Here is a 13,866-nt window from a genome sequence, read left to right on the forward strand (position 1 = left end):
CGCACCAGTGGCTCTTAGTAACGCTCGGCCACAGGCAGACATCGGAACGATCTTGTGGTCGCCTCAAGGTCAGGAAGCGCGGCGTATGCGACAGAAGCCGACCTCGCTATCCGCCGATAGTAAATGAACGCGGCCAAGAAACAACGGGAACTAAGCGCATCGGCCGACCTTAAATTCACGCGGATTTCGACACGTCGGACCGCCTCGTGAAGACGTTGACGCTGCGCACGATAGCTTTGTTGCAATAAGTTTTCGTGGTCATGAGACGGGTTTCAAATAATCTGTTCGACGCTACGACACTAAGCCGCCAAACTTGCTGTGCAGTTCCAGAGTCTCGAGGTGAACGAACTCTTCCACCTCTGTCCGGGTCTCGGCCTCAGTCAAATCCGACGCCAAATGCCCGCGCTGCTTAGCGTTACATTTCTGGATCTGAAATGCGGGTCAGCATCTTCACGTGCGGTCCCGCCCGTTTGAAGATCGGCTCCCAAAAGGCATAGGCCTTCTCGGCGAAACTCGCGCTTATGCTGAACTTCGTGAGCGCTCCCCGATATGCGGCCTGTCGTCGGCAGCCTTGCCCCTCGACAAGGTGCCAGATGAATTGAGCGACCTGGCGCGCGTACGTGCTCGGACGACCTCGGTGGTTGGGTACGATCTCAAGCCGCATGGTCCCGGTGTCGCGCGTCTCCGGTTCGGTGATATTGGCAAGCCAGTTGAAGATTGATGGATCAATGCTCGCGGCATAGCCGTCGCGCTTGAGCTGCTGATTGATCATAGAGAACGCGCTGGCGGCTTCTCTGAAGCATTCGCTCAGGATGAAGTTCGCCTGATTCTCCAGCTTGCCGCTCCGAAGATCGTCCAGCAATCTGACCGCCTCGTCAGTGAGCCGCCGCATGTATCGCGGTTGTGGCTGCCCTGCGCTGTCGGTTGGTTCCTTCTGCACAATCAATTCGACCGCATCCGCGCGCAACTCCGTTGCGGCTTCTTTGAGAACGGTCAAAAAATTGCTTTCAACACTGAAACCGCCGATGTCATTCGACGCCGCTTCGCCTCCGACCCGTGTTTCTACGAGGTCCTTTGCATGGTCCAACGCAGCGTTCAGGCTGGTTTTGATGTTTTCAAAAGCGCTATTTTGATAGTCCTTGGGAATCTTCACCATCATCTCGGTGGTAGTGTCGGAATCTAGGAGTCCGTCCTTTCGAGACGCCGCCGCATTCCGAGATTCAAGCACCGCCACGGGACTCGGGGCCGTCGCTTGCCTTCCAAGGATTGTTTGATCAGACGTCTTGTCGCCTGTGTGCTCCGATCGCGGATTGGAAGCAGCAATCCCGCTGGACAACACAAACAGGCCATCGTCAACCGCTCGGCTCGCCGCCGCGGTAAGCTCCACCAGCGAGCGTCGCGCACAGCGCGTATGGCTAGCACGCCGCCTTTTTTGCGTGTGGCTCATGATCTAACGACCCTCGACAAGCTTTTTCAAGACCCAGCGCCACAGCTCACGAACTTCCTCCGAGGCTCTTCCCTCTTGTGCAAACTCGGTCACGCCTAATCCTGCCCCAAGCGCGTCCTGGTGGTCATTGCGCTGTCCGACATAGGGAAGCGCAAGCACCCCGAGCGAATTGAGCGACGTTGCAGCTTCACTCAAGCGGCAGCCCCGCGGTGGCGTCTGATTGAGGACGAAAGCAAATCGGCGGTTGAGCCTACGAATAGCAATCAGCGTCGGTATCGCAGCTTCGATGTCCGCCGGACTCGGACGCACCGGGATCAGGCAAAGATCCGCCCTCGCGATGGCGCGCATAGCCAGTCCATTGTTCGTGGCGGCGGTATCGATGACCGTAAGCCAGATCCCCTCAGCTTTAAGGGGGACGAGCGCGCCTTCTATTTCGGCGGGATCCGCGATCCGAACGACCCGCGGATAGGGATGGCCGCGCCGCTCTTTCCATTTTGAAATCGTGCCCTGTGGATCCGCCTCGACAATTGCGACGCGCTCCCCGTTCCCCATCGCTTCGACTGCGATTCCGACCGCCAGCGTGCTCTTGCCGCTTCCGCCTTTTTGGGTGACCAGAGCAAGGACATACATCTCCTGCGCGTCCCGGATGACAACGACATGAAACGAATCGTCGAAAAAATTGAGCTTGCCAAAAACCTACCACTCCCCATCGTGAATCGCATCAAGAGCGAGCGTGGAACTCACAACCAAATCAAAGCCCAGCCACTAACGATATACCGCGCTATACGTCCGCCAACGCCGGTCCATACATTGGGCCACTCGCGGACATGCCACGGCCAAGCCCGAGCGTTTAAAGATGGCGCAAGGCTCGCTCGGCGTCATCCTGTTGCGCCTGCGGATAGCCGAAATAAACGAGCACGCGATCGCCCATGTATTTGCCGCCAAAGCGGCGCACGCTAACGAGAACGTACGCGCGCTGATATCCATGATGGCCCGGAGCACCACACGCTCCGATCAGAGGCCGGATACATTGATGCAAGACCGCTCATCGCCAGCTCGACCAAGTCTTCTTGCAACGCGCGGCCGGACCATACATTCGGGGTCAGACTCGGAAGTTGGATCGTCCGTTTGCCAAGTCCGCTTTACCCCAGCGAACGGACATCGCCAGACTGTCGCGGTTGATCCGGTTGGGGCCAAAGGCGGACATTAGCTCCGTTGCATCTCCCGCGAGTTATTGGTCGGGTACGCCTACACGAGGATCGTCAGCCCGGACGGAAGTTTGCAATTGGCTGGGATCAACTTTTTTTTGCGCTTTGCCCACTCGACAAGATTGGTCGGGCGATACGCCGGATCAGCGCGCCATCGCTCGAACACGCTGGCGTCGATCGTCTCGTTCACCTTAATGTGGGTCCCGTTTTCCCGAACATCCGGCTCTCCGCCGATTGTGCGATAAAGAGGCGCATAAACCATGGCGTACAATCCCTCGACGAACGAGTGATAAGAATCAATGATCCGTGCTTTAAGAGCCTCTCCATCCAAAGTAACCTCCGAACGGAACGAAAGCCCATGGGCTTCCGCCTTCTGCATCATCCAGCGCAACGGAGCCTGAGCAAGAAAATCGCCCTGATAGCCGCCCCCGACGTTAGCATGCGCACCCACGAACCAGCGTTGCTCAACGTTGGATAGTTGGCGCGGCTGCGCGATCTTCGCGTTAGGATCTTTTGGGGTGACGAACGGTCCAAAGTGTGGGAGCGAAGTCGCTGCGATGCTCATCGATCGCAAGTGCGTGATAGCCGTTTAGGATTGGGACAAATAATCCTGTCTGGAGATAATCGAATTGCGAGCGGCTAATGTGCGGAATATTGCCAGCCGCCAAGCCTACCGAACCGACAGTATCCCATACGCCGACGAGCTTAACTTTGGTGGGCTGAGAGTATTTGAGTAACCACTTTTCTTGGTCTGTCAGCTTGCTTGTTTCTCCCGACGCCTCCCTATCCTTCAACGTCCAGATGCTTTCCTCATTTCCCTTTTTGTAACGATCAAAAAGTTCGGTTAGGCCGACAGGTGAGCCTGCTTTCAGGATGCCTTCGAGCGCGATCAATCCAGCCAAGCTTCTGGCTGTAAATGCGCCCCGGCTGAAACCGAAACGAATATCTCGTCGCCGTCATTGTAGTTTTCGATAAGCCACTCGTAAGCCAGACGGATGTTCTCATCGAGCCCTTGGCCGAAAACACCGCCCAAGAAACCGTTGACCCCGACCTCGTAGTAGACGAGCTGAGGTTTGCCATCCTTGCCCTTCGCGGCACACAGCGCCCGCATGCGCCAGACATTCGTATTGCTGTTAACGCTGTTCCATGTGCCATCGAGAAAGATCGCGAGCCGCTTCTGCTGTTGCTCTGCGCCTGCAAAGTTCGGCTGGCCGCCACTTTTCTCCGTAGGGCGCACCCAGATCCAGGCGATGGCCACGATAGCAAGAGCGACGGCGATCGAGTGCGCAATTCGCTCGATAAGACGCCAAATTTTCCAATGTGAAATCCGGACAATCAATCGCCAAACTGACATAGCGTGGCTCTCCCCCCGTGTGTGCCGCCGGGCGAATCAACAGCTGCCCGCTATCTTGCAGAGAATAAGCTGTCTTCTGATTCGATGCCCGTCTTGCGTTTAAATAGTGTGCCTTCTACGTTAGCGGGTCCTTACGTGCCTGGCCTCTATCCAGATTTAGCGAGGCCGTGTCGTCGAGTTTTTCCATGGGGGATTTGCGTCGGAGAATGCCACGCCGACAAACTACTGGCCGCAAGGCGATTTGCAGAGACCGGAGTTGTGGCGCGTGCCACATGGCGGATGGCTTCTCGTGGCGTGCGCCAATGCCGCGCAAGGGCGCGCGGTCTGCTTCAAGCGTTGCTGAAGACCCTCCTTCCTTTCCCTTCCCGGAGGTATATGGTGGTAGTGTTACTTGGAGGAACCACAGCAAGGTCAGCGTCTGGTCCCATTGCCCTAGATGACGGGTGTCTTCGACGAGCACCCCGTCGCGCTGCCAGTCCTCGAACCACTGATCGGGCTCCGCCTCCTCGGGGCTCGACAGCCCCTCGCCGGCGCGGACGCGCGCGCTATAGGAATCGGCCGGTAGAGGCATGCCCGGTCTGATCCAGCCCTTCGCCTGGCGGAGACGCGCCGATCGGGCGCTGTAGCGGACCTTGCCCCCTTCCGAGACGACGAAGGCGCAAAGTTCGCGCGAGAAGGTCGCGAACCGCGAGCCGGTGGAAACGTAGCGCCCGCAGGGCTCGGCCTTGAGGCGGTCCGGACGGCGCGGCTCCGTGACTTACAAGACGAGACCAGCCGAACGGCTCCTTCGAAGGCGCTGTGTCTCTGCAGCCTTCACTTTTTTAATCATTTCCGCTTCGATCTTTTCGCGATCTTTTCCAAAGTGAGCCTTGCGATGGTCGCCGGGACAGAGCGCGATTACGTTTGTCATGCGATCAGCACCGTCGTCAGCCAATGCGATAATGTGGTGACATTCCAGATAACGCGCGCCGTTTTCGCAAACAAAGCCGTCCTCGCCGCAATACTCGCACCTGCCGCCAGCGCGTAGTTTCACTGCCGCCCTCACCTTTGGATCGCGCGCATATTGCTTGGCCAATACCATTTTAGAGCCCGGATCGTCGGTCCCCGGATCATCAAGATCGTTTACTGCGTCACCGACAAGCGCCGTTTCTAACATTCCCGCCAACTGCCGGCGGCGCTCTGCAGACGGCATGAATTGGGTCAGGTACTTCCACGACGATTTGTTGCTGTGGCCCTTCAAACGTTCCAGCGCTTTCTTGATTGCCTCGAAGTCTTTGCTGGTAAAGGTGTGTGCCTTCGATCGCCTAATGATGCCGTCGCGGATACCCGGTTCAACTTCCTTCGTGGTCCAGGCCCTGGGATTGATCTTCTTGTCCGCATTCAACACGACAACCAGAGCTAACAATGGCACTTCAGCGAAAGCCGCGGCCGAGTCTAGGAGGTCGCAAGTCTGCGCGACGGCTCGGGCGTTGTCCCTCGGCCGTCCGAGCAATTCAGCGGCGTCCTGGTAGGTCAGATATTGGTTCGCCTTGGCTGCCTTAACAATGATCGGCAACAGCCGGCTCGCTTCATCATGTTGAACACTCATTCAGGTCTCCGAGCCGGAAACTGGGACTTGATGATCTTCGACCATTTGGGCATCCGCGGACAGCGAGATTCACCGCACACATACGGCATGGCCAGTTCCTCGGCGATAAACGTGTCGCCGATATTCTTGCCATTTAGTTTGAGCAGACCGCACTTCCGGCCACCGTTGCAATCGTCGGTCCCAACGGTATCGGCCGGCCATGAACACGGGACCTCTGTCTGGTCGAGCAACCCGATGTGCAGCAGCTCGATAAACCGCTCTTTGGCGATCGTCGCCAGCGCCTTTTCATCCGCGAACACCTTGCGCCTAGGCGTCTTGATCTCAGGGGTGTCGTAGCCCACTAGGCGATAGCGATTTGGGCCGACGCCGATCGTGTCGCCGTCGACCACAGCTATCGCTTGGACCTGGATAGGTTCCGCGCAAAGGCCGGCAGTCCAGAGGAGCAACGATACACACGCAAAAGAAATGATGATTCGTCTCATTGTTTGGTCCGTGTGATGCCAGCGGGCAGCGGGCAGGGAAAGCGTCAGGGTCAGGCGCCAAGCGCGCCTGACCGGCCATTTTTTTGGGGAATGTAATGCGAGCGAAGACGACGCTACCGAAGTCAAAGAGCAAAAGCAGCCAGATCAGTCTCCATGTCTCACCAAGATGCCACAGCGGCGGTCGCGCCAGGTCTTTTGGACCGGCGAAAGGCCCTCCGTCTGCAGGAGCTCATGACCGCCTGCTTCGCAAAGCTTGCGGGTTCGTCGTCCGACGCCCGACCAACTTCACCGCTCGGATGAGATTAATTCCTTGAGGGAAGATTCATGCTTCGCAAATGACGGCACTGCCGGCTGAGGCTGCGGCTTGGAGATTGTTGCCAGCCTGGCGGCTTCAGGATCGGTCAACGACTTCAAGAAAGCGACAAGTTGCTGCTTTTCTATGCTTGTCAAAAACAAGGGATGAATAGATGGCGAAAGGTTCGAGTTAGGATTCCCTCCCCGGTTATAGAAGTCCACCACCTCTTCGAGTGAGTTGAAGCTGCCATTGTGCATGTAAGGCGCAGTCAGCGTGAGATTTCTAATAGCGGGAGTCCGAAACGACCCCCATTCTGTCGCGTCTCTTGACCAGAGGTAGCGCCCACCATCAGAAAATCCACCTAGACGGTATCCGACACCGAGATTGTGAAACCGAAAATCGGTAAAGAGAGCTACGCCTCCGCCTAGCGCATTAAAACGCGGGTGGAACACGTCGTGGCAGTTGAGACAACCTGCCTTATTCGAAAAGACTTCCAACCCCCTCTGCTCTGTTTCGTTTAGCGCGGAGGAATCATTTCCAAACAGGAACCGGTCAAACGGCGAATCCCCAGAGACCAATGTACGCTGAAAGGCCGCAAGCGCACGCGCTAGTCCATCCGCTGTTGGTATCGATCCAAGGGCAGCTTGGAATAACGCGGGATACTCGGGCAAGGTCGCGAGCGCAGCGACCGCATCGTCTATGTCTTGTCCCATATCGCCATTCTTCTTGAACGTATCTGGAGCCTGTTGTTCAAGAGATCGAAATCGTCCATCCCACATCAACGTAGGCAAAAAGCCTACATTGTAAAGTGATGGCGCGTTTCGCTTCTGGGGCAAGCCATTGTCATTGACACTTACGGATCTTGGATCTGCGTATCCAAAGGCAGGGTCATGGCACGTTGCACAACTTGTGGCCTTTGACCGGGACAAGGCGGGTTCAAAGAAGAGTTTCTTGCCGAGCTCTACCAACTCGCGTGTCAACGGCCGATTGAGCGGTATGTCGGGCTCAATCAGTCCCAAAGGGCGGCGAAGCTCAAACGGCTCCGCCGCCGAAACGCCAACTGAGGCGAGAAGAACGCCCACAACAATAAAGGGCACTCTCATTGAATTTTGAAGCCAATTGTAGACATCTTGAGCTGCGCAGAGCCCGGCGCATCAATCTTCGTAAGTGGAAGCGCCCGTGCCTCGGCTGTTTGAGCAGAGCTTATTGCGAGATCGCCGATCACCTCTTGAAAGCGCTGGGCGGCAATTGTCTTCGTGCTATCCGTTGATAACCGACGAGCTGCGTTCATTAAGTCGGTTCGCGCAGCCTCTGTAACCGGAACCTGCTTCAAGAGTGTCGAAAGAGATTCGATATGGGCAGCGTCATTGGAGGAAGTCGCAATTTCCGCCGCAAACCGGCTTGCGATCTGCCCTAGATCCAACGCTCCCGGTTCAAGCGTGAAAACAGCGTTGGGTTGTGTCCTCGGGAACACGGTGGCAAGATCAATAAGCTTCTCTGCCCCCTTGGGTGCCAGCACCGCGGTAGCTGCGTCAGGAATCAGCGAACTTGAATTGCCCGCCGTATCCTTTGCGTTGAACCGTATCTGGACATCAGTACCCGGAGCGAAAGGCCCCAAGACAGCTTCGAATAGCGTCGGCACGACGAAATTCCCAGCCTTATAGTTGTGTGCTTTAGAGGCCCAGGTGAGGCCGCCGTCTGTTGAATACTGAGTCGAAACTCCCGTTGCTTCAAGGACGCCCGACCCTTGATCGGAAACCAATGCCTGTATCGCGATGCGTCTATCGTCTGTCAGCACCAAACGGTAATCCGTGACGACAGGAGGAATGAGATCAAAAACCTGAAACCATTCTCTCTGTTGCCAGACAACGCCGGTATCGGCATTGACTAGCGAGAGTCTTGCTTCAACAAATGCACCCTGCTCTATTTGCTGCGGGGCATCCATCGTCAACGCACCTCTAATTTCCTCGCCGGGTGCGACGACGAAAGGTGCGTTGGACGCAGGGATACCCGTTATCTTCCAATTTGCGGGATAGGGTGTTCTCTCGAAGAGCCATCTGACCCTTACGGGTTTGTCTTCGACGTTCTTGTAAACGTAATTGAATGCGTTTCGCTGCTTAGGCTCGACACGGTGGGGGACATTCCACGACTTGGTTTTGATATTATCCCCAATGTTCGCGTCCTTCATCCCAATCGTCTCGACTGTCGCTTGCACATGATATCGGCGTTTGTCCCGGTCAAATTGATCGATGATATTATTCAACTCACGACTAGACTTCATCCGCACAATCTTGCCCTCACGACCACCATTTCCATACGCAGGCAGCCGGATGATCTTGAGCTCGTCGGGAGGCTCAAGACGCAAGATTCGATTTCCGCTCTCTCCAAGGACGTCAACCCAAACACGCCCCTCTCCCGGTTGATTACCAAGATTTCTAACCCTTACCTCAATTTCTTCAACCTGCGCAGCGTTGCGCCACGCGATTGACAGGCCCGGCCTGCTTGCCGGACCACTATGCAGCCCGCCCAGGAGACGTTCAGTGGGCAACAGCTTTTCCTCGCTCGCAAATTTTGTCTTGCTGGAATTGAGATCGCCCCAAGAGTTTGGTCGCCGAAACGTTTCATCGTCGGCAATTCCAAGATCAACGCCCGGGATAACGCGCAACTGGTCTTGCTTTAGTAGCGATTTCTCTTGAGCCGAATGAGCAGGAGCAATCAACGTAAAAAGCCCCAAAACGAATAAGCAATTTCTCAATGTCGCCTCCATCATTTTTAAGAAGTTAGCGTCGTTTTATGCGGCCCTACCAATTTTGAAATCTTTGCCGTCGCCTCTTGCAGGCTTGGTAGATCCTTTTCCGGGATCCTGGCGCGCTCTCGGAAATGCTCCCAGCTTTCCAGCACAAGCTGATGGCTACCTCGCTCTGTATGCTCATCTTGCGTCAATACAGCGCCATAACGCTCTAACTCTTCACGAGCACGCTTCAGACCCTTCGAGCCGCCTGACCACTCAGGTTCAACGAAATCAAGGCGCACCGATCCAGATTTTTCGACGATACCTAAAAGCTTCGCCGCAGGTTTCGAGAGCTTCCCCTTCACCGACTTACGTCGCGCAGGATCGATTGCAAGGCGCAGCAAGGTTGGCCATAGACTACGATGAGCGAGGGTTACCTTTCGGTCTACAAGCTTGAGCTGCAGCGAATCCTTATCATCAAGGAGAGCTTGATAGCCGTTGTATATTTCGTTGCCGAGCGGGTGAGACCACCACTTGGATGGAGCGTCATCTCCAGTGAAAAATTGGACGACGGACGGCAGATTTCCGGTGACGCTAAGTGTCACCAATTTCTTGCCCCGAAACCAATCAATGAGTTTCATGGAACTCCGAAAACTGAACTATTACACAACTTAAGGGAGTGAACAATCCTGATTACGAGGATTTGGCGGTATCGAGGACGTCAGGCTATCCTCGCGTTCATTAGCGCGCGTTGATGACCTACTTGTCGGTCCAATACCCGGCTATTTCTTTACCGGAAGAATCGTGGCGTGCTTCATCTGGGGGAAGCTGGCTATGGATTCGTAGCTTCGCTTTGCTCGCTCTGGAAGAAATTCCGTTGCCAATCGGAAAAATAACCTTCACTCGTTCGCCTGGGCGGGTATCCTGTGGGGGCTATAAAGGACTTCAGGCCATTGGGATAGGATCCGGATTCTCGGGACAGCCGCGACGAATCCAGTCCTCAATTTCGAGAATATCGGCATCATCAAAAAACGCTCCGCCCAGCGGCATGCGCTTGAAACGGCCCGTGCTGCTAAAATCAGGCGTGTCGCCCCGCAACGCATGAAGTACAACTGAATTGTCGGGATCGCCCGGCATGACAACCCTCTGACCTTTGACTTTCCCGTCGGTGACGAATACCTGATAGGTCATGGCGCGCCACCAGCGACCGTGGCCCGACACATCAGGATCGACATTCAGCCTCTGACAGCAATCATCCATGAATTGCTGGAAATCTGTCCATGCGTTGATCTTGTTGGTCATCCGATTCACCAATCGAAATTGCGCTCGATGACTAGTACCTACTTTTCTTAAAGCGTGAGTCGTGATTCAAGGTCGGGATGATACCCGAAGCAAGAGAAGTCCACCTTTCGAGGAAAGATCGCAAGGTGCTTGAGGCGTGTTGCCGCTCCCCGGTGACGTTGCAGCGCGATTTGAAGCGGGCGCGGATAGTTCTGTTGGCGGCGGATGGACGCAGCACTCGGTCGATCGCCAAGGAAGTTGGGGTCCAGCCGCGGATTGTTAGCCTTTGGCGGCATCGCTATGCCGACCAAGGCCTTGAAGGGCTGCAAGACAAGCCGCGCGACCGGGCAAGCAGCCAATCTATACGAAGGCCACCGACAAGCGGATTCTGAAGCTGCTGGACAAGCCGCCGCCGGACGGGTTCGCACGCTGGACCGGGCCCCTGCTGGCCGGGGCGCTGGGCGATGTTGACGTCCAATATGTCTGGCGGTTCCTGCGCAGCCACAAGATTGACCTCGCGGCTCGTAAGTCCTGGTGTGAGAGCAGCGACCCGAACTTTACGGCCAAAGCCGCCGATGTTGTCGGCCTCTATGTCGCCCCGCCCGCGAAGGCCATTGTGCTGTGCGTGGACGAGAAGCCCTCGATCCAGGCTTTGGAGCGAGCGCAGGGTTATCTGAAGTTGCCCAATGGCCGCGCCTTGACCGGCCAGAGCCACGATTACAAGCGGCATGGCACCACAACATTGTTTGCGGCGCTCGAAGTCGCCACCGGAAAGATCATCGCGGCGCATTCAAAACGCCGACGCCGCGTCGAGTTTCTCGACTTCATGAACAGCGTCACCGCGGCTTTTCCGAACCGGAAGCTTCACGTCATCCTCGACAACCTCAACACCCACAAGAAGAACGAGCATTGGCTCAAGGCCCACCCCAACGTGCAATTTCATTTCACGCCGACAAGTGCGTCTTGGCTCAATCAGGTCGAGGTATGGTTTTCGATCTTGCAGGGGCAGTCGCTCAGCGGCACCTCCTTCACAAGCCTCACGCAGCTTCAGGAGCACATCGATGCCTACGTCAACGCATACAACGACAGAGCCGAGCCCTTCGTCTGGACCAAGAAAAAGGTCCGTCAACGCCGTTTCAAAGGCCGCCGTATCACTCAGCTCTGATTCTGGGTACTAGGTCCGCACATGCATCGGAGATGCGCAATTGATCGAGGTGTGCAACAAATTCATTTGTGCCTCGATTCCACGCCAAATATGCTACTTTTGATTGTATTAGCCCGGATTGCCGAAGTCAACCGGAACGAGCAGGCGAACCCAAGGGTCGTCAGAGGGATCCGACCACCGCTATCCTCGATTGACGTCTTTGTCTTGACATCCCTCGGTCGTGCAACCGATGATATGGGCGTATTCCATTGACCGGAGGCTGCGATGTATCGCCTGGTTCCGTTCTTCATTTCCGCACCTTTCAATAGTCCGGCCTTTAGTAGACTTTTCATGGTTTTGACTGCGGTTTGCTTCGCGTCAGGGACACCTGCCCAAAGCGAGCCCTATGATATTCCGCAGGACACGGCGGCCGCGATTAATCGTCCTGACGAGTACGCGTGGAAATTGTTTGTCGCGCTCAATTGGCCCGCAGATGTGACAAGGCGCGCCGCAAGTCCTACCGCAAAATTCGGTGCGGACGGACCGGTTGTCTGGGAAACTTGGAAGAACGCGCGCGGTGAGGTTTTTCGATCGGATGGAAAGGATCCCGGCGATTGGCTGGACCAACCGGCTGTGGTGGCCTCGCGGAACGCTGCCGACGTCGATCCCAGGCCGCTCCAACAAATCGCCCGCGACAATCAACTTGGAATTTTTCAGCCGGCGTTTGATCCCCTCGCGGCAATAAACCAAATCAACGAAACCCGTCTCAACAAGGAGGCCTACGAATTCGTCCGCAGCAAGACGCTTTACAATCGGGATGGTCAGAACGCGCTCGCCAAGGCCGGTGAATTGACGATCTCCTTCCCGCTTCCGGCCAAGGAGATCAAGGCGCAATGGCGTGTGATTAGCGAAGCGGACAAGCCCCGGTACCACTGGACGACGCTTCGCCAGGGCACCACGACCATCATTTTCGGTCTAACCGCGCTCCATATCACCACGAAGGATCTGCCGAATTGGTTCTGGGCAACGTTCGAGCATGTCGATAACCCAACGCGCCCGGGAAATGAGCCATGGATGCTCGAATCGCGCGACAGCTTTTCATGTCCGACCGCTCCGTATAATTGCAACTTGGCGCCCAGCGGAATCGGTTTACAGGGAACCAAATGGGCGTTCTTTCGGCTGAGGGGCACGCAAACAGATTTCGTCGACTCGCGTGGAAACATTACGCTGCTCGCCAACTCGCAACCCGAAGGAGGCTTCCAGAAGAGCTCGTCGTGCATCACTTGTCATGCACGCGCGACCATCGGCGCGAGCGGCAACGATCGGCTACAGGTCTTTATGCCGAATGGCGAGAGCGCTAACGGACCGCCGGATTCGAACTGGTTCATTACCAAGGACGCCAACGGCAAGTCGATCCTCCGCTATACTCAACTGGATTTCGTTTGGTCGCTATTCCGCGCCCTGCCGAAGCAATAGGGCTGGAGCTTCGCAATGTCGGATGAATCCCGTCGCCAGCGCGTGACACGGTTGCTGGGCGTTGCCGCGCTGCTGCTCGCGTTTGGCAGTATTTCGTCCGGTTACGCGGCCGAAATCGTCATGAAGAAAGCTACGCCCGCCGGCGCAGGCGCCCCCCAGATCGACGGCGGCACCAGGCAGGACGTAGCGACGTGGCCGGCAACGCTCAAATATTTTCTGTCGGATAATTTTGCCTGCACCAGCACCATCGTTGGCGAACGCGCGGTGATAACGGCGGCACATTGCGTCACTGGTGCGACCCAGGCAAAAGTGGAGTTGGGCGTCGATATATTTCCGATCGACTGCACCACGCATCCGCTTTTCGTCGGCGAGACACTCGAGGCCGATATTGCCTTGTGCTACAGTTCGAAGGATTTTCCCAGCACCATAGGATTTGAAAATCTCGATCTGCGGTCGACGCGCGTTCGCATCGACAGCAACCTGTATCTGCTCGGGTTTGGCTGTCGCAATGTGAATACCCTCGCCGGCGACGGCGAGCTTTATGGCGGCAGCGCGAGGGTATACCAGTTGGCCACGTTGCCGACCGGCCATGTTCGAACCCGGGGCGGCGTCGTGATTTGTCCGGGTGACAGCGGCGGCTCCGCCTACATGCTGGCGGTCGACGACAAGCCGGTAAATCCACGGTCGATCGTCGGCATCAATTCGGGCTATATCGCGATTAACCGCGTCTCCGCGATAACAGGACTTACCGGGGTGATGGCGGACTTCATCCGCGACTGGGCGGACGACAAGAAGGCACGCATATGCGGCGTTCACCAGGACGCGCGGTTTTGTCACGATCGATTCTCGCCTTGAGGGCC

Annotated in this window: 11 protein-coding genes and 2 pseudogenes; 3 read left to right on the top strand and 10 right to left on the bottom strand. The window is 56.3% G+C overall.

Features of this window, described 5'->3' with window-relative positions; all coding sequences use genetic code 11:
• Nucleotides 1-415: 415 nt before the first annotated feature.
• The 10 genes and pseudogenes from HAP48_RS04295 to HAP48_RS04335 all read right to left on the bottom strand — a co-directional run bounded on the left by HAP48_RS04295 (nt 416) and on the right by HAP48_RS04335 (nt 10,407).
• Nucleotides 416-1,156: a hypothetical protein gene (locus tag HAP48_RS04295; RefSeq protein ID WP_224497131.1), complete on the bottom strand. Its 741-nt coding sequence runs from the start codon at nt 1,154-1,156 to the stop codon at nt 416-418.
• 294 nt (nt 1,157-1,450) lie between these two features.
• Complete coding sequence (locus tag HAP48_RS04300) at nt 1,451-2,077, bottom strand: ParA family protein (RefSeq protein WP_166214567.1); 627 nt, start codon at nt 2,075-2,077, stop codon at nt 1,451-1,453.
• A 618-nt stretch (nt 2,078-2,695) separates the two neighbouring features.
• Nucleotides 2,696-3,220 carry a phospholipase effector Tle1 domain-containing protein gene (locus HAP48_RS49865; protein WP_166214566.1) on the bottom strand — a complete coding sequence of 175 codons (525 nt, stop codon included), beginning with the start codon at nt 3,218-3,220 and terminating at the stop codon, nt 2,696-2,698.
• Nucleotides 3,159-4,009 (bottom strand): annotated as a pseudogene (locus tag HAP48_RS49870) (phospholipase effector Tle1 domain-containing protein). Before HAP48_RS49870 ends, HAP48_RS49865 begins: the two are co-directional and overlap by 62 nt.
• Before the next feature lie 757 nt (nt 4,010-4,766).
• Entirely contained in the window at nt 4,767-5,597 is an 831-nt protein-coding gene (locus HAP48_RS04310) for an HNH endonuclease (RefSeq protein WP_166214563.1), read from the bottom strand.
• A complete protein-coding gene (locus tag HAP48_RS04315; protein WP_166214562.1) occupies nt 5,594-6,079 on the bottom strand; it encodes a thermonuclease family protein in 486 nt (161 codons plus the stop codon). The genes HAP48_RS04310 and HAP48_RS04315 overlap by 4 nt, the downstream gene beginning before the upstream one ends.
• A gap of 285 nt (nt 6,080-6,364) precedes the next feature.
• The gene (locus HAP48_RS04320; RefSeq protein ID WP_166214561.1) at nt 6,365-7,477 is read right to left on the bottom strand and encodes a cytochrome-c peroxidase; all 1,113 of its coding nucleotides are present in this window, start codon (nt 7,475-7,477) and stop codon (nt 6,365-6,367) included.
• Nucleotides 7,474-9,144 (bottom strand): hypothetical protein, encoded by a 1,671-nt coding sequence (locus HAP48_RS04325; RefSeq protein WP_166214560.1) that lies wholly within the window; start codon nt 9,142-9,144, stop codon nt 7,474-7,476. Before HAP48_RS04325 ends, HAP48_RS04320 begins: the two co-directional genes overlap by 4 nt.
• Before the next feature lie 2 nt (nt 9,145-9,146).
• Nucleotides 9,147-9,746: a hypothetical protein gene (locus tag HAP48_RS04330; RefSeq protein ID WP_166214559.1), complete on the bottom strand. Its 600-nt coding sequence runs from the start codon at nt 9,744-9,746 to the stop codon at nt 9,147-9,149.
• A 304-nt stretch (nt 9,747-10,050) separates the two neighbouring features.
• Nucleotides 10,051-10,407 (bottom strand): hypothetical protein, encoded by a 357-nt coding sequence (locus HAP48_RS04335; RefSeq protein ID WP_166214558.1) that lies wholly within the window; start codon nt 10,405-10,407, stop codon nt 10,051-10,053.
• A 77-nt stretch (nt 10,408-10,484) separates the two neighbouring features.
• Here HAP48_RS04335 and HAP48_RS04340 point away from each other — a divergent pair.
• The 3 genes and pseudogenes from HAP48_RS04340 (at nt 10,485) to HAP48_RS04350 (ending at nt 13,861) form a co-directional block, all read left to right on the top strand.
• Nucleotides 10,485-11,551 (top strand): annotated as a pseudogene (locus tag HAP48_RS04340) (IS630 family transposase).
• Nucleotides 11,552-11,815: 264 nt separating this feature from the next.
• Nucleotides 11,816-13,006 (top strand): hypothetical protein, encoded by a 1,191-nt coding sequence (locus tag HAP48_RS04345; protein WP_166214557.1) that lies wholly within the window; start codon nt 11,816-11,818, stop codon nt 13,004-13,006.
• 15 nt (nt 13,007-13,021) lie between these two features.
• Entirely contained in the window at nt 13,022-13,861 is an 840-nt protein-coding gene (locus HAP48_RS04350) for a trypsin-like serine protease (RefSeq protein WP_166214556.1), read from the top strand.
• The last annotated feature ends 5 nt before the right edge of the window (nt 13,862-13,866 follow it).

This window comes from Bradyrhizobium septentrionale (genome assembly GCF_011516645.4).
GTDB lineage: Bacteria > Pseudomonadota > Alphaproteobacteria > Rhizobiales > Xanthobacteraceae > Bradyrhizobium > Bradyrhizobium septentrionale.

Bases quoted from the DNA above. Each gene is read 5' to 3' on its own strand.
- HAP48_RS04350 (WP_166214556.1), top strand. From the start codon at position 13,022: ATGTCGGATGAATCCCGTCGCCAGCGCGTGACACGGTTGCTGGGCGTT.
- HAP48_RS04310 (WP_166214563.1), bottom strand. From the start codon at position 5,597: ATGAGTGTTCAACATGATGAAGCGAGCCGGCTGTTGCCGATCATTGTT.
- HAP48_RS04345 (WP_166214557.1), top strand. From the start codon at position 11,816: ATGTATCGCCTGGTTCCGTTCTTCATTTCCGCACCTTTCAATAGTCCG.
- HAP48_RS04335 (WP_166214558.1), bottom strand. From the start codon at position 10,407: ATGACCAACAAGATCAACGCATGGACAGATTTCCAGCAATTCATGGAT.
- HAP48_RS04330 (WP_166214559.1), bottom strand. From the start codon at position 9,746: ATGAAACTCATTGATTGGTTTCGGGGCAAGAAATTGGTGACACTTAGC.
- HAP48_RS04295 (WP_224497131.1), bottom strand. From the start codon at position 1,156: ATGGTGAAGATTCCCAAGGACTATCAAAATAGCGCTTTTGAAAACATC.
- HAP48_RS04300 (WP_166214567.1), bottom strand. From the start codon at position 2,077: ATGTATGTCCTTGCTCTGGTCACCCAAAAAGGCGGAAGCGGCAAGAGC.
- HAP48_RS04320 (WP_166214561.1), bottom strand. From the start codon at position 7,477: ATGAGAGTGCCCTTTATTGTTGTGGGCGTTCTTCTCGCCTCAGTTGGC.
- HAP48_RS49865 (WP_166214566.1), bottom strand. From the start codon at position 3,220: ATGAGCATCGCAGCGACTTCGCTCCCACACTTTGGACCGTTCGTCACC.
- HAP48_RS04315 (WP_166214562.1), bottom strand. From the start codon at position 6,079: ATGAGACGAATCATCATTTCTTTTGCGTGTGTATCGTTGCTCCTCTGG.
- HAP48_RS04325 (WP_166214560.1), bottom strand. From the start codon at position 9,144: ATGATGGAGGCGACATTGAGAAATTGCTTATTCGTTTTGGGGCTTTTT.